This window comes from Bradyrhizobium sp. Mp19, assembly GCF_029952935.1.
Lineage (GTDB): Bacteria > Pseudomonadota > Alphaproteobacteria > Rhizobiales > Xanthobacteraceae > Bradyrhizobium > Bradyrhizobium elkanii.
Window position 1 is genome coordinate 50,690 of record NZ_JASAUT010000043.1, and the last position, 16,245, is coordinate 66,934.

At 59.9% G+C, this 16,245-nt stretch carries 17 protein-coding genes; 7 read left to right on the plus strand and 10 right to left on the minus strand.

Features of this window, described 5'->3' with window-relative positions:
• Positions 1 to 54 precede the first annotated feature (54 nt).
• The 4 genes from QJT82_RS33415 (at position 55) to QJT82_RS33430 (ending at position 4,063) form a co-directional block, all read left to right on the plus strand.
• Entirely contained in the window at positions 55 to 411 is a 357-nt protein-coding gene (locus QJT82_RS33415; protein WP_028344254.1) for an HdeA/HdeB family chaperone, read from the plus strand.
• A 167-nt stretch (positions 412 to 578) separates the two neighbouring features.
• The gene (locus QJT82_RS33420; protein WP_035633370.1) at positions 579 to 1,916 is read left to right on the plus strand and encodes a TAXI family TRAP transporter solute-binding subunit; all 1,338 of its coding nucleotides are present in this window, start codon (positions 579 to 581) and stop codon (positions 1,914 to 1,916) included.
• Positions 1,917 to 2,387: 471 nt separating this feature from the next.
• On the plus strand, positions 2,388 to 3,095 hold the full coding sequence (locus tag QJT82_RS33425; protein ID WP_028344255.1) for a L,D-transpeptidase: 708 nt from the start codon (positions 2,388 to 2,390) through the stop codon (positions 3,093 to 3,095).
• Positions 3,096 to 3,646: 551 nt separating this feature from the next.
• The gene (locus QJT82_RS33430) at positions 3,647 to 4,063 is read left to right on the plus strand and encodes a hypothetical protein (RefSeq protein ID WP_155258777.1); all 417 of its coding nucleotides are present in this window, start codon (positions 3,647 to 3,649) and stop codon (positions 4,061 to 4,063) included.
• A gap of 460 nt (positions 4,064 to 4,523) precedes the next feature.
• Here QJT82_RS33430 and QJT82_RS33435 read toward each other — a convergent pair whose 3' ends face one another.
• From QJT82_RS33435 to QJT82_RS33445, 3 genes are read right to left on the minus strand one after another with little or no spacing between them, the layout of a single operon-like run.
• Positions 4,524 to 5,522: an SIS domain-containing protein gene (locus QJT82_RS33435; RefSeq protein WP_028344257.1), complete on the minus strand. Its 999-nt coding sequence runs from the start codon at positions 5,520 to 5,522 to the stop codon at positions 4,524 to 4,526.
• Positions 5,523 to 5,533: 11 nt separating this feature from the next.
• A complete protein-coding gene (locus tag QJT82_RS33440; protein WP_028344258.1) occupies positions 5,534 to 6,490 on the minus strand; it encodes an N-acetylmuramic acid 6-phosphate etherase in 957 nt (318 codons plus the stop codon).
• A gap of 19 nt (positions 6,491 to 6,509) precedes the next feature.
• Positions 6,510 to 7,448 (minus strand): BadF/BadG/BcrA/BcrD ATPase family protein, encoded by a 939-nt coding sequence (locus QJT82_RS33445; RefSeq protein ID WP_264641729.1) that lies wholly within the window; start codon positions 7,446 to 7,448, stop codon positions 6,510 to 6,512.
• A 119-nt stretch (positions 7,449 to 7,567) separates the two neighbouring features.
• Here QJT82_RS33445 and nagA point away from each other — a divergent pair, with 119 nt between their 5' ends.
• Positions 7,568 to 8,743, plus strand: coding sequence for an N-acetylglucosamine-6-phosphate deacetylase (gene nagA, locus QJT82_RS33450; protein WP_028344260.1), 1,176 nt, complete (start codon positions 7,568 to 7,570; stop codon positions 8,741 to 8,743).
• Positions 8,744 to 8,856: 113 nt separating this feature from the next.
• Here the strand turns inward: nagA and QJT82_RS33455 are convergent, their stop codons facing one another.
• From QJT82_RS33455 to QJT82_RS33470, 4 genes are all read right to left on the minus strand, one after another.
• A complete protein-coding gene (locus tag QJT82_RS33455) occupies positions 8,857 to 9,060 on the minus strand; it encodes a hypothetical protein (protein WP_080686974.1) in 204 nt (67 codons plus the stop codon).
• Complete coding sequence (locus tag QJT82_RS33460; RefSeq protein ID WP_018272925.1) at positions 9,057 to 9,311, minus strand: hypothetical protein; 255 nt, start codon at positions 9,309 to 9,311, stop codon at positions 9,057 to 9,059. Before QJT82_RS33460 ends, QJT82_RS33455 begins: the two co-directional genes overlap by 4 nt.
• A 48-nt stretch (positions 9,312 to 9,359) precedes the next feature.
• Complete coding sequence (locus tag QJT82_RS33465; protein WP_028344261.1) at positions 9,360 to 9,557, minus strand: hypothetical protein; 198 nt, start codon at positions 9,555 to 9,557, stop codon at positions 9,360 to 9,362.
• A 592-nt stretch (positions 9,558 to 10,149) separates the two neighbouring features.
• Entirely contained in the window at positions 10,150 to 10,368 is a 219-nt protein-coding gene (locus QJT82_RS33470; RefSeq protein ID WP_028344262.1) for a hypothetical protein, read from the minus strand.
• A gap of 130 nt (positions 10,369 to 10,498) precedes the next feature.
• On the opposite strand from QJT82_RS33470, the gene QJT82_RS33475 reads away from it, so the two are divergent.
• Both QJT82_RS33475 and QJT82_RS33480 read left to right on the plus strand, forming a co-directional pair.
• On the plus strand, positions 10,499 to 10,924 hold the full coding sequence (locus QJT82_RS33475; RefSeq protein ID WP_028344263.1) for an SgcJ/EcaC family oxidoreductase: 426 nt from the start codon (positions 10,499 to 10,501) through the stop codon (positions 10,922 to 10,924).
• Between the two features lie 241 nt (positions 10,925 to 11,165).
• The gene (locus QJT82_RS33480) at positions 11,166 to 14,525 is read left to right on the plus strand and encodes an adenylate/guanylate cyclase domain-containing protein (protein WP_259244933.1); all 3,360 of its coding nucleotides are present in this window, start codon (positions 11,166 to 11,168) and stop codon (positions 14,523 to 14,525) included.
• 151 nt (positions 14,526 to 14,676) lie between these two features.
• Here QJT82_RS33480 and QJT82_RS33485 read toward each other — a convergent pair whose 3' ends face one another.
• The 3 genes from QJT82_RS33485 to QJT82_RS33495 form a co-directional block, all read right to left on the minus strand.
• Positions 14,677 to 15,006, minus strand: a complete 330-nt coding sequence (locus QJT82_RS33485) for a hypothetical protein (protein WP_196238275.1) — start codon at positions 15,004 to 15,006, stop codon at positions 14,677 to 14,679.
• On the minus strand, positions 15,007 to 15,396 hold the full coding sequence (locus tag QJT82_RS33490) for a hypothetical protein (protein ID WP_028345449.1): 390 nt from the start codon (positions 15,394 to 15,396) through the stop codon (positions 15,007 to 15,009). It abuts the gene before it with no gap.
• Positions 15,397 to 15,952: 556 nt separating this feature from the next.
• Positions 15,953 to 16,245 (minus strand): hypothetical protein (locus QJT82_RS33495; protein WP_281446677.1); only part of this gene is annotated, 293 nt, incomplete at its 5' end.

Genomic DNA, 16,245 nt, shown 5'->3' on the forward strand with positions numbered 1-16,245 from the left:
CGCCTGCCGCGGAACACCCAAGTCGAACAAGAGACGCGAGATAGAGGATCTAGAATGCGGTATTGCTACCTTCTTGCAGTTGCTACGACAATTGCGTGCTCCAGCGCTCTCGCCCAGACGCCGCTTTCGGCCTATGTCGACGGCAACGGCTTCATTGATGTTCAAAAGCTGACATGTGCCCAACTCGCGGGTACCTACCAGGAAGACGCGGACGCCCTGACGGCCTGGTACAGCGGTTGGTACAACGGCCTAGCCAAGAAGCATTATCTGGATCTCAGGAAGGGAAAGGTCGTGGAGCATGAGGTGATCCAGTACTGCAAGGCAAATCCAGACAAGCTGATTATCGAAGCCATCGCCGTCGTATTCAAGGATGAGCGGGCGAGACTGGGAATTCGGATGAAGGCCGATTGAGACAAGAGCGCCATTCGTTAGGCCCGGCGTTCGATGAGGGGGGGACCTACTGATGTTGTCCTTTGCGAAGCGTATAGTCAGCGCCAACGTGCTGTTTGGTGGGGCAGGCGGGCATCAGCGTTTCCTTAGGGTATCCGGCCTGATGCTGGCGTTCGTACCGTGATGCCATGAGCAACCTCGCAATCAATCTGTGGCCGCGATGGCTCAGGGTACTGATTGTCGGAGCAGCCACGGCCGCGGCGATCGGCAGCGGATGGTTCGCGTATCGCTACTTCGCAAAGCCTGTTGTGCTCACCGTGGCTGCCGGGTCGGCCGATGGCGAATCGCTGGCGCTGATCTCGGCGATATCAGCGCGCCTGTCGGCGTCGAACTCGCATGTCCGGTTGAAGGTCAGCGATGCCGGAAGTTCAGCGAAGGCCGCCGAACTGCTGGCGGAGGGCAAGGCCGATCTTGCAATCGTTCGAGGCGATACCAGAGGCCTGGCAGACGCGCGGAGCGTTCTGCTCCTGACCCATGGGGTGGTCCTGATCGTGACGCCCGCAGCCACCAGCGCCGACAGCCTCGGTGGTTTACACGATATGACCATTGGCGTGGTCGGCGGCGCCATCAACGCTCCGACAGTTGAGGCCCTCAAGCAGGTGTATCAGTTCGACCGCGCCAAGGTCACCTTTCTGAATGTTGCCATCAACGACGCCGCGGCGTCGCTCGCATCAGGAAAGGTTCACGCGTTGCTGGCCGTTGTTCCTCTAACGGAAAAATACCTCTCCAAAGTCAGGCAATTCTTTCACCAGGAACGCGCCAAAGGGTCAGCGCCAAAACTGATCGAAATCGAGTCGGCCGGTGCGGTCGCCAACGTCGCGCAGCAATACGAGAGCTATGACATCCCGAAAGGCACCTTGCGGGGCGCTCCGCCGGTTCCCTCCGATGACCTGACCTCGCTGCGCTTGTCGTACTTTCTCGTCGCCAATAAGTCAGTCAATGCCGACACCATTACCGATCTGGCGCAGTCACTGGTCGATGCAAAACGGGATCTGCTGTCACAGTTTCCGATATTGGCCCAGGCCGCGGCGCCGAGCACGGATGCGGATGCGTTGATCCCGATCCATCCGGGAGCTGCGACCTACTACAATGGCAACCAGCAGAGCTTCTTCGACAAATACGACGACAAGCTCTATTACGGGTCGCTGTTGCTGGGCTCACTGATCTCCATCCTCGTGGCAGCCTGGCGCTTTGCCCGCTCAGGCAGCGGACCGCAAAGTATGCTGGAGCCGCTTTATGAGCTTGGCAACGAAATCAGGATGGCGAAGAGCGAGGCCGAACTGGACCAAATCGAACGGAGAATTGACGGTATCCTCAAGGCTGAACTCGCCAGGAATGCAGGCGGTGAGGGCGCCGACGGCGCCGAGATGGCCGCGCTAGGTCTTGCCGCCCAACGGCTCCAATACCTGATGAGCCATTGCCGGACCCGGCTTGGCCACACATCGGTTCGCCCGGCAAGCAACTAGCGCGTGCCCGAACACTCACTCTGCAGGGCAAACGCCGCATCCTTGATCTGGATAGGCGCGCTCCGGTTGCGCTTCGCTGCTCGACTCAGCTGTCGTCAGAGGAGCCATGATAGTGACCGAACCGCGAAGCAGTCAGGCAAGGGCGATGTGCCTCCTGAACAGGAGCTGAAACGCCCCTTTGAGGTTGAAAGGACCCGTTCGATCCACGTCATCGGCATAAGTCGTTGAAACCGCAGCAAATGCGACCTCCCTCCGAGCGCGCCATAAATCCACGTTCGGCTTCGAAGTCGCCGGCCGCGACATGGATAGAAGTGGCCGTCAGCTGCCTGGCTCCCAGGCGGCAGCCAAAAGGCCATCTGTTGGTCAAGGAGGTTCAACCTCGAATGACGAAGAACTTTTTCTCCTCCCTCCCTATCCCGTATGCCAAAGTCTGGTCCGGCCGTACAACGGGACAATGGAAAATCCGAAATCATGATCATGGACCGTGGAATTGCCGACGCCGGTACGCTGGGTGAGGGGGCTCTGCCCGGGCTTCGATCGCGGGCTCTCAACCGCCGGGCGTTTCTGTTCGGCTCCGCTGCTGGTCTCGCCGCACTGGGCCTGGCCGGTTGCGCATCCGACTACATGAGCTTGGCCGAGGCGGAGAAAGTCTACGGGCCTGTGCCGAACGAGAAATTCCCGATCCCTGCGGTCGATGTTAGTAAGGTCAATCCGAAATATCTTCGCAAGACAGTGCGCTATGACAGTAGTGAGGCGCCCGGTACGATTATCGTCGATCCCAGCAAATACTATGTTTACCGCATCGAGGGCGAGGGAAACGCGACCCGCTATGGAGCCAATGTCGGCCGCGATGGATTCCGGTGGAGCGGGGAGGCTTATGTCGGGCGCAAAGCCGAATGGCCTACCTGGACGCCACCTAAGGAGATGATCGCGCGCCAGCCGGAGGCGGGCAAATATGCTCGCGGCATGCCGGGAGGTCTCGACAATCCACTTGGTGCCCGCGTGCTCTACCTCTATCAAAATGGGGTGTACACGCTTTACACGATCTATAGCACCACCGACCCCGAAACGATTGGGAACGGCATTACGAGCGGCTGTACCGGCCTCCTCAGTCAGGACATGATCGACCTATATGCGCGAACGCCCGTCAATACGAAGGTGATCGTGCTGCCGGCATAGGCTTGCCGACACGTCTTTGCACGGCGAAGAGCCAATTCGGACTTTGTCGCCGGCTTCCTCGGTGCGCTGTGGGTCCTTCAATCCGCCGGTGTGTAAGCGCGTCATCGAGAGACGGGGTTTGACCAGGGGGCTCGAAATTGTCTGAATAGAAATTCCAATGGGTGAATGGATGTAGCTGGCTATTGTCGCGCGGCGGCCGGCCAACGTTCATCGAACGATGATCAGCGCTTGGCCACACGCAGAACGGGCTGGGGGATAGCTTGAAGATATACGGGGCCTCAACGTCGTCGCCGAGCCGCTCGAAGGACGGCCCCCACAGGACCGTCGCGACGAACCCCAGAACAAGGAGCGTGATCAACAGGATTGTGGAGGCGGTGTCGCTAATCGAGGCTCCCATCTGGACATTCCGCTTCTTGGATGTGGTTGAGAAATTTACAACATCTACGGGTTGAAGCATAGCTTCCGACGCGCCCCAATCTAGGCAACAAGCGAAAAGCGCTGTCTCTTCTTGGCCCATTGTCGACCTCGCAAAGAGTTGGCATCGTGGTGCGATGAATAAACAACCGCTTGCCCATCTGCGTACATGGTCGCTCTGTTTTGCGATTTATTGCGTCGCGTGCACCAACGCCGTTGCCTGCGTAATCCCAGGCGCCGGATCAAGTATTTTATTTGAGCAGGTTCCGACCGACCCCCGCTTTTCTTCCTCCGAGATAATTGAAGCATCGGTCTATGATCGTACGCGAGTCGAACGGGCTGGTTCTGGTTATCAGGTGGAACTGTTGACCGCACGCGTTGATCACGTGGTCAAGGGATCGACCAATACCGAGACCGTGAAAATCCTCCTGCACCCCGGTTGCCCCATAGTTGGTTACAACGGGCACGGCATTATTCTCGGAGAGCTTCAGGACGATCCGCAGCTCGGGCTTGTGCTGATACCGAAGGAGCATGGGCTGAGGGAGCCGTTGTGAGAAACAGGCTGGCTTGCTTCCGCTTGTGGCCCTTAGCGGACTTGATTGGCGTTGTGGCTGACTTCCGCTTTGCCGGAGATAGCCGACATCATTGCCAAAGGAGAGACTGCTTCTGTCGATCCCTCTCCGTCGGCGGGAAAGGCAAGGATCGTGGGTGGCACTGTCGCGTCCACTCATCAGCAGACGAGCTTGCCTGACGCCGTTGCGAACTTTCGTGTGAACGAAAACAGCACGTATCTGGTGCGATTTCTGTTGCGGTCGTCGCGGTGGGGGCAACTAAGATCCCGTAAGACATTAATCTCATTGGTGGCCCGGCAGGACTCGAACCTGCAACCAGACCGCTATGAGCGGCAGAATAGCGATCAGCCTCGTTGCCTTTGTCGCGCATTCGGTCGCTTCTGCTCGCGTTTGTTACGTTTTGACGATGTCGCTCCCGCTTTGGTCGCCACCCAGCGATCAGTCAAAACGTCTCGGTAATCTTGCTCAGGCGAGGGGGACGATCCGGGTCAAATCCACGGGCGCATGCCGCCTGCTCGATCATCCGATAGGCCGGAACGAGCATGGTGATCGGGTCGGTGGCGGGGTCATCCTCGACCAACCAAGGCAGCGAGCCATGCGGTCCGCCGCAGAGATGCAGCGCGATCTTTTGCTCACGCAATTCCTCTGCCAGTGCGTCCACCGTGGTCGCCGTTTCATCCATGACACGCATCATGACAACTGGCGTGCGCGACGATAACGCGGCACGTGGCCCATGCTGCAGCTCGGCGGCGCTCAGTCCGATGGAGGGCAGGCGCATGATTTCCGAAAGCTTGAGCGCGATCTCCCTCGCCGAGCCCAGGCCCAGGCCCCGAGCCGCCACAAACACAGCTGACGCCTTGACGAGATCATCGGCAATTTCCGACCAGTCGAGCGCCAGCGCGCGGTGCAGGCGCTCGGGTAGCCGGTCGAGGGCTGACCGTAGCGCACGATCTTGCGCCAGCTCGGCAACCAGTCCGGCGCTGGCGGCCATCGAGCCGATTACGGTCTTCGTCGCCGCTACGGAGTGCTCTTGGCCGGCTTCGATCGGAACGACGAACTCCGCTTCGTCAGCCACCGGCGACGACGTCGCATTGACGATTGCAATCGTGCGTGCGCCCGAGGCTCGCGCCGACCTGGTCGCTGCGACGAGATCCGGGCTGCGCCCGGATTGCGAGATCACGATGAACAGCGCACCGCGCAGCATCAAGGGTGTGCGAAATGCCGTGATCACCGAGGGAGCACTTGCTGAAACGGGAAGGCGAAGCCGCGTCTCGACAAGATATCTCAAGAAAACCCCGGCATGCCCGGAGCTTCCCCGACCACACACGACGCACAAAGGGGCGGAGTCAATCCCAATCCGCTGTGCGATGTCGCGCGTGGCGGGTCGGCTGCGAACAATGTTGGCGACAACATCCGCGCTTTCCCCGATTTCGCTCGCCATCGCGGATGTCGTCACGGCTCAACCACTCCGCCTCGGCCGCGTCCCGCCGCTCCCTTTGGGAGTCGGTCACGATGCGAGTCACGATTCTTGGCAAGCTCGACAAACACTTGCCGAAGGTTGCCGTCACAGTTCTCCAGAACGGTCTCCGCATCAACCCTGTCGACACCGAGCGCCAGAAGGACTGCAATCTTGATGTCTCCCTCGGCCTGCTCGAGCGAGCGTGCCGCGTGCGACGGATTACAGCGCGCGATTTGCGCCACCATGGCCTCGGCGCGCCGCTTTAGCTTGGCATTGGTCGGCGGCATGTTCACCATCATGCCGCGATATACCCGGCCAAGGCGCAGCATGATCCCTGAGGAGATCAGGTTGAGCACGACCTTCTGCGCGGTGCCCGCCTTCATCCGCGTGGAGCCGGCGATCAGCTCTCGGCCGGTCTCGACCAGGATCGGAAACGTTGCCAATGCCAGCAGTGCGGTGCCGGGATTGTTGGCGACACCAATCGTTACTGCATCGAAAGACCCTGCCTGCTGCAGCGCCGCGACCGTGAACGGCGTGGTGCCGCTGGCGGCTACCGCAATCACCACGTCGTGCGGCGTGAGCCGTGCGGCGCTGATCTGCGTGACTGCATCATCGACATCGTCCTCCGCGCCCTCGATGCTGGTGACGAACGCGCTGTCACCGCCGGCAACGACGAAGCGGACGCGCTCGCGGGGCCAGGCGAAGGTCGGCGTCAGCTCGGCGCCGTCCTGGACCGCCACGCGGCCTGACGTGCCAGCGCCGACATATACAATGCGACCACGGTCGCCCAGCACCGTCTTGGCCGCTTCGGCTGCCGCAGTGATCGCGGGAAGGGCATGGCCGATCGCGGCGACCGCCGCAAGCTGGCCCTCCCACATCGCTTCCATCGCTGACGTCAGCGACCATGCATCAAGGTCGGCAAATCTGGGATCGACTTCTTCGGTGGCCATATCCGTGATCCAAGCACCATCAAACGCGGAACTTCGAAGTCTGTTCATGGTCAGTTTCTCTCTTGGGCGGGTCCAGCTTGCGCAGGTCGAGCCGCCCTCGCGCCACAAGCAGCGCGCCGGCCGCTGCGTCGGCGTCAGGACGCCTCAGGCGGGCGCGCAGGTCAGGCGTTAGCCAGGGCGTAATCGCATCCGCGAGCCCGCCCACCAGCGCGAGCCGGTCAATTCCTTTAGCCAGGAACAGATCAAGCAGATCGCCAATGGCATCGGCCGCGTGTTCGACAATGCGGCGGCCGACCGGATCGCCCTGATTGGCGTGCCGCATCACGGTCGGCGCGAACGCAGCGTAGTCGGTGGCCCTGGCTTCTTCGGACCGCGCCACGGCCTGATAAGGATCTTGATCGAATGCGCCCAGCACCTCTGCGAGCAATGGTGTCAGCTCGCCGCGGCGATCCGCGGCCCGCAGCGCCAGTCGAACGACCTGCAGGCCAATGTCGGCGCCGCTGCCTTCGTCCGAGACGGGGAAGCCGTAACCGGCGATACGGATCTCGCGGCCACCGATCAGGCCGACACCCACGGAGCCCGTGCCGGTGACCACAATGGCCCCGTCGGCGCCGCTATGGGCGCCGAGACAGGCAGCCAGGCCATCGCTGATGAAGATAACGGAGGCAAAGGGATGCGGGATCTCTTTGAGCGCCGCTTCCGCACCCCGGCGACCAATGCCGGCGAGGCCAATTCCGGCGTGCATCCGCGTGAAATCCTCGTGCGTCAGTTCGGACTGTGCGGCCGCCGCTTCGGTGGCCTCCATGATGGACCGCCAGGCCCGGTCGAAGCCAATCCGGGTCGTGGCAGGCCCCGAGCTCGCTTCACCGAGTACCCTGCCATTTTCGTCCTCGATCCGGGCGCGGCAGCGGGTTCCGCCCCCATCGATGCCGAGATAGGTGGTACCTTTTGTTCCCATGAGAAGTTAACGCAAGGGATTAGCTCCGGGTCCCCGAATCCCGTTGTGTACATATAAGGACCTTTACAGCACGGGACTCGCCTCACGAGCCCGTGATTGGCATTCTCGGATTAGCACTTATGGGCCAAGCTGGGTCTTCCGTGGTTCTCTCGATTGCTGCGCAGCACATCTTTGATGGTGCCGACATGCGCGGGCCAGGGTTGGTCAGGATCTCGCAGGGGCGGATCGAAGGCATTACCGAGGAGGCGCGCGCCTCGATCCACCTTCCCCGAGATGCGATCCTTGCACCCGGATTTGTCGATGTTCAGGTGAACGGAGGCGGCGGCGTTCTTCTCAACGACCAGCCATCGGAGGCCGGCGTTCGCCGCATCGTCGAGGCGCACCGCAAGGCCGGCACGACGGGCTGTTTGCCAACCCTCATCACCGATCGAAGCGAGGTCATCGAACGATTGGCTGTAGCAGCTCAGGCGTGCCTCGAAATTCCTGGCGTGCTCGGCTTTCATCTGGAAGGTCCGGCCCTCAACAGGTCTCGCAAGGGCATTCATCCGGAAGCCGAGATACGCGTGCCCGATCGGCGCGATCTCGCCACCATCAAAAGCTTCGGGGACCGCGGTCGCTCCATGGTGACCTTGGCCCCGGAATGCGTGCCCGCGTCCATGATCGATGAATTGATCGGCGCTGGATTGCGTATCGCGGCCGGCCACAGCGACGCCACCGCAGCCGAAATCGGGCAGGCAGTCGATCGCGGTGTCTCGGGGGTGACCCATCTGTTCAATGCCATGTCGCAGTTAACCGCCCGAGAGCCGGGCTTGGTGGGCGCCGCGCTGGGAGATGACCGGTTGTTTGCAGGGATCATCTGCGACGGCATCCACGTTGACCGCGCCTGCTTGCGTGTTGCCTTGCGCTGCAAGGGACGCGATCGATTGATGCTGGTTACCGATGCCATGCCATTGGCGGGCACGAGCGACCGGCAATTCCTGCTACAGGGAAGGGAGATCACGTTGCACGACAATCGCCTGACTGACCGGGATGGCACGCTCGCGGGCGCTCACCTCACCATGATCGAGGCGGTGCGCAACGCTGTTGCGCTCATCGGAATCTCCCTTGTCGATGCTCTTATCATGGCTTCCCGGACGCCCGCGGCATTTCTGGGCCTTGGGTCCGAGCTTGGACGGATCGCGCCCGGATACTGCGCGGATCTTGTCGCCTTTAATTCGAACTTTGAGGTCGTCGGCACATGGATAGGCGGGGTCGGTTCGATGGGCGAGGCGAACAGGCCTTCCGAGCGAGGTTAGATGCGCAACCAGCCCAAGCGGGGGGAGTGTAAGCGCCAATCCTGACAGGGGCCTGGCGAGGCATCTGCGCCGGTAGACTGCGTGGTGCACGTCGCCCGGCAATTACGCCGTAGTCAGTGCCCGAAGAACAACCACAGCAGGATGATCACGGGAATTGGCACGCCCAAAGCCAAAGCAAGACGCCTCGTCCCATCGCGCTTCACTCCCTTGTTTATTTGCGCCAATGGCAACTCCGGAAGACGCGTCCACGTTCCTAGCCCGCCGATCGCGTCGTCATTGCCGCCGCGCGAAGGTGAAGGGCGGATAACGGTAGTCATCCCTTAATGATGAGGCGACCCAGGAACGCATTGCAGGCCCGCTCGGCTTCAGCGAACGAACTGAAGGGAGACCCGGATACGTGAGCCGCTGGCATATTCAGAAAGTCGGGGCGATATGATGCAACAAAGCCCGGCTCTCCATGCAATCCAGGTCCACTCCGGCTCTCGTTGCTGATGACGAATGAATAGTCGTCGCTGCTTGCGATCCATATCTCCAGTTCAGTATCGACTCGACGGAAGTGCAGGGCCATTTCACCCTCCACAAACTTTGGTCCTCCGTGATCATCCACATGGGACGCTTAGCCCGCTCTTGTGCGGTTGGCCGCTTCGGCCTCCCGCGCCAGCCGTTCGGCCTTTAGGCGCTCTCGATTATCGTGGATCGCTTTTTGCGCTTTGGCGTAATCCGTCATAGCATCCTTCGGCCTGACCGTTTTGAATGCCTTGTTTGCTTCGCGTTCCGCGGCCGTCGGCGCCCGTCGGTCTCGGTCGTTAGCCATTGTTGACCTCCCATTTGGGCTAACTAGTCAACGCGCGGAGCTAGCTTTCGATCCTATTAGCTCGGCCCACGGTCGGCTCGAGGATCTTCGACATCAAGCGCTTTGAGCCACATGGCGCCAATCGGCGCGGTCGCTATCCTGCACCGAAACCTCGTGAACAAACAGCGATAAAGGTGGTCAATCAGGATCGAGTTTCATTGCTCTTGTTGATTGTTTCGGTCGCTGATTACGTTCCGGACGTGGGGTCCGGGGCGGCAATGGCAGCTGAAACGCTCCTACAAGGCTGATATGAGCCTTTGGCTCTTCATCGTTGGGATGGGCAACTGAAATTGCAGCAGATGCGAACGCCCTCCGAGCGCACCATAATCCTAATGTGATACGTCGTCACTATGGGCTTCACATTGGCTGAGCATCCGGCTCGAGAATTGGTGCGCGAAGCATTTGCTACCATAACGCACGAGATGCGCCCACTTGATACGTCTGAGCGATAGCGAAAAGGGACTTAATGCTAAGCTACATGTCTGCTTGTCGAGCGATAGGCGGCAATCGTCTCTTGGTAGGACACCGTCAGTTTTTGGACCCGAAGCCGACATCAGCGCTTGGTGAGGCGCTGTGACTGCCCCAAACGTGCCAGCGCTATGCGCAGGCGGTTGAAGGATAGTGGCGCTGCCTCTTGCGTAGCGGTCCCACATTTCTTTTCTTCTAGATCCTCGACCAGCTCGAGCCCAGCACGCATCAGATCGTTCGCAATCTCATTGGGATCAAAACCGCTCAGGTCGCCGGTGAGGCGCGCGTTGCGCTGGTTAGTCAATGTTGCTGACGGTAATTCCCCGGAATTGCTGGCGCGCCGAACCCGGTCTGGGATGCCTCATTCAACGCATCCGGTTCTTGTCAAGTCAACGTCCGCCCTGCATTCGCATCGAACATATTTGGAGATGATCATGCGTAGCATAGCCTTGATGATTGCATTCGTGATCTCGTTTACCGCACCGGCTTTGGCTCAAAGAGCCGAGATCGAGGCCATCAATGCGAAATGGATTGAGTTGTTCAACAAGGGCGACTTCTCTGGAGTTGCGTCACTCTACAGCACGGATGCGACCGCATTCCCGCCAGGTTCTGCGATGGTGCACGGCCGATCAGCCATCGAAGCAATGTGGAAAAGCATGGCGGAACAAGTTGGCGATCCGAAGCTCGCAACCCTTGACGTTAAGCCCCTTGGCCCATCCGCGGCGCGCGAGATTGGGACGTTCGCCCTCAAGACCAAGGGACCGACACCGAAGGATGTGACTGGAAAGTATGTCGTGGTTTGGGAGAAGAGCGGCGATGATTGGAAGCTGACCACCGACATCTGGAACGAGGGCAACTAGGCATCTCTGTTCATAGCTGTGCTTCGCGCCAAACGAGGCTTTACGTTGAGTTGGCTATTGCACGGTCGCGAAGGCGCTCGCGATCGGGGCCTCATGGCATCGCTTGGCAGCGCCCACCTTTCGCCGGAGCCAATGTGTTAAACTGGCTGAGAAGTCTCGCGATCGGTGCTTCCATTTGCAGATGTGCCTTCGCAGGTCTCTGCGATGTGCTACTCTTATCCCTATTGGCCATAGGTATACCATGACAGGTATTGCAGAGTGGCTGGCATCGATCGGTTTGGGAGAGTACGCCGATCGTTTCGCAGAGAATGCCATCGACCTCTCGGTCGTCGGCGATCTCACGGAGCAGGACCTCAAGGACCTCGGCGTCCTGCTTGGGCACCGGCGCAAGATGCTGCGCGCAATTGCGGAACTTGAGGATGATGTCGCTGAATCGGACCAAGCGGCCGCCAAACCAGCGCCGCGAGACAGCGCCGAGCGGCGCCAAATCACGGTCATGTTTTGCGATCTGGTGGGCTCGTCCGCACTTTCGGCCCGGCTTGACCCGGAGGACTTGCGCTCGATAATCGGCGACTATCACGCCTGCATCGCTGAGGTTATCGCCCGGAGCGAGGGCGTTATCGCGCGCTACATGGGGGATGGCGTGCTTGCCTATTTCGGCTACCCCCTGGCGCACGAGGACGATGCCGAGCAGGCGACACGGGCGGGGCTGTCACTGGTCGATACCGTGGCCAACCTGCAGACAGATATCGGCACCAAGCTGCAGGTTCGCGTTGGCATCGCTACCGGTATGGTCGTCGTGGGCGATCTGATCGGCGAAGGCGCCGCCAAGGAGCAGGCGGTGATTGGTGAGACACCGAATCTGGCTGCTCGTCTGCAGCAGTTTGCCGAGCCCGGTACGGTGCTGATCTCCGAGAGTACGCGCCAGCTCACCGAAGGATATTTCGAATACTGCGATCTTGGCTCCATCGCGCTGAAAGGATGGGCGGAGCCAATACCTGCCTGGCAGGTGCTCGGGACGACTGGAGTCGAAAGCCGCTTTGAGGCTCAGCACAGGACTCGATTGACACCCTTAATCGGGCGAGACGAGGAGATCGAGCTGCTGTTGCGGCGCTGGCAGCACGCCTCTTCGGGCGAAGGTTGCGTAGTGGTTCTAACTGGCGAGCCAGGTATCGGTAAGTCGCACATCGCGCTGGCGCTTCAAGAGCGGCTCCAAGCCGAACCACACATTACGGTCCGCCATTTCTGCTCGGCGCACCATACCAACAGTGCGTTGTATCCGTTCATCGACAATCTCGAACGTGCTGCCCGGTTCGAAAGAGGCGAAGCGCCGACGGAGAAGTTTGCCAAGCTTGAAGCTCTGCTGTTGCGGTCCGGCGCCGACGCAGATCGTGTGGTGCCGGCCCTAGCAAACCTTCTGTCGCTGCCGGTCAGTGACCGCTACCAGCTGCCCGAGCTCAGTCCGCAGAAACACAAGGAGATGACGTTGGCGGCATTCTCGGCTCAGCTCGAAGCGTTGGCGGCGCGGCAGCCAGTGTTCATCATCTTTGAGGATGCCCATTGGTCGGACCCGACTTCGATGGAGCTGCTCACGATTACACTGGAAAAGGTGCCACGACTCCGAGTGCTGCTGCTCATCACCGCGAGACCAGAGTTCACGCCGCCCTGGCCTGGTCATGCACATGTGACGACCGTCTCGCTTACACGGCTGAACCGGCGCAACGGGGCGGCCTTGATCGAGCGCGTCACGGCAGGCAAGACGCTTCCGGAGGAGGTCTTGGACCAAATCCTCGCTCGCACCGACGGCGTGCCCCTGTTCGTCGAGGAACTGACCAAGGCGGTGCTCGAAACCGGCTTGCTGCAGGAGCGAGACGACCATTACGTGGTCAGCGGTCCGCTACCATCGATGGCGATTCCAACGACATTGAACGCATCGCTGATGGCTAGGCTCGACCGATTGGCCCCCGTGAAGGAAGTTGCTCAGATCGGCGCCGTTGTGGGACGCGAGTTCTCGTACGAACTGCTGAGCGTGGTCGCCAAGCTGCCAAGGCAACGGCTTGAGGAGGCGCTTGCCCAGTTGGTTCAGGCGGAGTTGATATTCTGCCGAGGCGAGATACCCCGGGCGGTCTACACCTTCAAGCATGCGCTCGTGCGGGACGCTGCCGAAGCGGGACTTCTGAAGAGCCGACGCGCAGCGCTGCATGCCGCCGTCGCCAACGCTTTCGAGCAACGATTCCCGGAAATTGTGGAGTCTCAACCCGAGACTCTCGCACTCCACCTTACCGAGGCGGGATTGTTCGAAAAGGCGGGAGAATATTGGCTCCAGGCAGGCAAGAAAGCGGCCATGCGCTCCGCCAACCTCGAAGCGATCGCACACTTGCGCAAAGGCATTGAGGTCTCGGCTCATTTGGCCGACGGTGCACTTAAGGACCGGCTGGAGCTTGATTTCCAGTACGCGCTCGGGCCCTGCCTCATTGCCACCCAGGGGCCGGCCTCGCCCCAGGCGGTGGCGACCTTTGCGCGAGCGCGCGAGCTGTGCCAGCGGCTCGGAGATCCCCCCGAGCGACTACAAATCATGTTTTGGTTGACCACCGCGAGCGTCATTCGTGGCGAGTTGCCGGTCGCCGAGGAAATGATCTCGGTGTTGCTCGATCTTGCGGAGGGTCGGGGCGATCGACCAACGTTGCTCAACGCGATGCGTGGGCAAGGGATGATACGCCTTTTCATGGGAAATCTCGTAGGTGCCCAGGAGGTGATCGAACGGGCCTTCGAAGCGTTCGAAGCGAGCAGCGAGCATGACAGATTGGCGGCGCGTGCTGCCGGCCAGGATGCGGGTGTGGCCGACCTGGCTCTGATGTCATGGGCGCTCTGGCTGCAGGGCCGTGCTGATACGGCACTCGCGCGTGTAAATGCCGCCCTTCAGCGTGCCGACGTCATCAGTCATCCGCATTCGCAGGCCTATGGATGCTATTATGCATCCATTCTCCACGCTCTTCGGGGTGACTTCCGAAAGGCACACCGCTATGCCGATCGTTGTCTCGCCTTGTCGGAAGAGCTCGGATTCCGGCAGTGGCGAGGATTGGCTCGCGCCATCCGGGGGATAAGCGCCACCTTCCTTGATCCTTCGTCCGCTGCGCTCGAGGAAATCCGCACGGCGATGAACGAATATCGCGGCGCGGGCTATCAGCTTGGCATCACAGCACTGTATGTGCTCCTGAGTGCCGCTTTGTTGTCGAGCCATCAAAGCGAAGCCGCGCTCGAACTGATTGAGCAGGGTCTCGCTACTACCGGCCGCAATAGCGAACGGATATTTGAGGCCGAGCTGTATCGATTGAAAGCGCGCGTATTGCTCGTCCGCGATGCACCGGAGGCCAGCACCGATGCACGGTCACTGCTCGATCACGCATTGACAACTGCAAAAAGCCAACGCGCCAAGGCCCTTGAACTTCGAGTAGCAGTAGACCTCGCCAACTTGTGGATCGATCAGGGCAGAACCAGCGAAGCGCTCGACCAGCTCGTGCCCGTCTACGGCTGGTTCGTCGAGGGTCTTGAAACGCAGGATCTGAAGCAGGCAAAGGCATTACTCGACCGACTGCAATAATTCCGCCTGGACTGCGGATATTGGAGCTTGGCTCAGCAGGTCGGCCTCAAGGCTGCTTTACCTTGCCGTTACGCAATCCGCCTTCGACATTCGTGATATGCTTGTTTTACCTCTCGCCATCCCGCCTCATCGCTTTCCGCAGGATTCTCATTTATGAAATGTGGCCCGTCATGCCGCGGACGTTTTCCGTGTTCGTAGTATGCCTTGATTGCTTGTTCAGCAGCGATCCTTCCCAACCTTCTCCCGCTGTCCAGGTTGCTGTGGTTCCATTGAAACTGATGTGCCCCGGCACATGAATCTCGACTATTGTGCCCTTCCACGGATGCTCCCCGGATTTTGGCTTGTCGTACCGCACGTGATATTTGAAGAGCTTGACATCATCTTCGCCAACGGTCGCTGCGAACAATTGGCAGAGATTTGCCAGGGCATCGTGAAGGTTTTCCGGTTTGCGGACTTGCTTTGAATCGACGATCAAGCTCACTCATGTCTCGTCCAGCTCATCGCCTGGCTTATGACGCTCCTGGAGCAAGCTCTCGAAGTTGACCGTATCGACCAGTGCTTCTTCGCAGTAGGTAACTCCGTCGATCTCTACGGTTTCTTCGACGACGGGAAGGGCTGAACACGCACATAAGCTGGATGCGCTGATAGGCACTTTGTACTCTTTCCCATCGACCTTCTTGTTCTCATCGACCTTCTTGGGCATTGGGCGGTTGGAAAACAACGCGAGTTTATGCTCATCGAGATTCCAGGCGTTGTGGAATATGAATGGCTTTTCGAGTCTTCCCAGCGCGTCGAAATTTATGCGCTTCATAAACTGGCTGTGTGGATAGTTGATCCTGGAGAGGCCGGTGACTTGGGACAGATACATCATTGACGTGAGATTACGAACGAAAGGATTTGGTGCCAGCACCTGATTGAGAACCCATCTGTTTACGTCTCCCTCATCCGGGCTCGTGAACTTCTTCCCGCCGTCCGTGAGGCGGCCTTACGATTGAGCGGCCCGAGCAACTTTGGGGGCATGGGGGCCGTTGCTGGGGCCATCTACCGGGCCCGATGCACCGAGCCAGGTTTGCGAAAGACTACTGTAGGCCAACTAGTCAATCTTTCCGCCGCATCCACGATCTGAGCTTGAGAGTGGATTTGGAGCTTCCTGAGTAAGCGAAGGCGCTGGACCGATATCTGCGCTTCTGTCCCGCCGATCTGCGTGGCGATTTGAGTATCACGCCGCCCGAGAGCCATGCGCCTCAGGAGTTTCTTTTCACGCGGGCTCAGCATCGGCGCCGTCACGGCGCGAACATTGCAACACCGATGATGGCAAGCGGAGTCAGACCAAGGATTACAATGAAAACTCTTTCAAGTAGGTCACTGCCCATGACACAACCCCTGCGGTTGGGATTGAAAACCTATTCCTGAATGCCTGATGGCCGCTAGTGCAATTTGTGCCACGGCAAACTGAGGCGGCCTTGCCGTCGGGTGCACTCATCTAGCACACGTAGGCTTTCCTGCAGTTCAGCCTGTAGCTCGCGGATGTGGTTGGCAGTCGGGCCATCGGCGAATTGTTCCGCTAACTGACGGCAGCGCGCCAGCTTCCGTTCGATTACCATTTTTTCGCGATCCAGCTCCATTCCTAGTAGATGTGGGAAGGAGCTATGCGGGATTTTGGGTGACGAGGTGATCAGGCGGCGTGGTTTGCCGGCACTTGGATGACCTCGATGCCGTC

Excerpts from the sequence above, each read along its gene's own strand:
- QJT82_RS33415 (WP_028344254.1), top strand. The coding sequence starts at position 55 with ATGCGGTATTGCTACCTTCTTGCAGTTGCTACGACAATTGCGTGCTCC.
- QJT82_RS33420 (WP_035633370.1), top strand. The coding sequence starts at position 579 with ATGAGCAACCTCGCAATCAATCTGTGGCCGCGATGGCTCAGGGTACTG.
- QJT82_RS33425 (WP_028344255.1), top strand. The coding sequence starts at position 2,388 with ATGATCATGGACCGTGGAATTGCCGACGCCGGTACGCTGGGTGAGGGG.
- QJT82_RS33430 (WP_155258777.1), top strand. The coding sequence starts at position 3,647 with ATGAATAAACAACCGCTTGCCCATCTGCGTACATGGTCGCTCTGTTTT.
- QJT82_RS33435 (WP_028344257.1), bottom strand. The coding sequence starts at position 5,522 with ATGGCGAGCGAAATCGGGGAAAGCGCGGATGTTGTCGCCAACATTGTT.
- QJT82_RS33440 (WP_028344258.1), bottom strand. The coding sequence starts at position 6,490 with ATGGCCACCGAAGAAGTCGATCCCAGATTTGCCGACCTTGATGCATGG.
- QJT82_RS33445 (WP_264641729.1), bottom strand. The coding sequence starts at position 7,448 with ATGGGAACAAAAGGTACCACCTATCTCGGCATCGATGGGGGCGGAACC.
- nagA (WP_028344260.1), top strand. The coding sequence starts at position 7,568 with ATGGGCCAAGCTGGGTCTTCCGTGGTTCTCTCGATTGCTGCGCAGCAC.
- QJT82_RS33455 (WP_080686974.1), bottom strand. The coding sequence starts at position 9,060 with ATGACTACCGTTATCCGCCCTTCACCTTCGCGCGGCGGCAATGACGAC.
- QJT82_RS33460 (WP_018272925.1), bottom strand. The coding sequence starts at position 9,311 with ATGGCCCTGCACTTCCGTCGAGTCGATACTGAACTGGAGATATGGATC.
- QJT82_RS33465 (WP_028344261.1), bottom strand. The coding sequence starts at position 9,557 with ATGGCTAACGACCGAGACCGACGGGCGCCGACGGCCGCGGAACGCGAA.
- QJT82_RS33475 (WP_028344263.1), top strand. The coding sequence starts at position 10,499 with ATGCGTAGCATAGCCTTGATGATTGCATTCGTGATCTCGTTTACCGCA.
- QJT82_RS33480 (WP_259244933.1), top strand. The coding sequence starts at position 11,166 with ATGACAGGTATTGCAGAGTGGCTGGCATCGATCGGTTTGGGAGAGTAC.
- QJT82_RS33490 (WP_028345449.1), bottom strand. The coding sequence starts at position 15,396 with ATGATGTATCTGTCCCAAGTCACCGGCCTCTCCAGGATCAACTATCCA.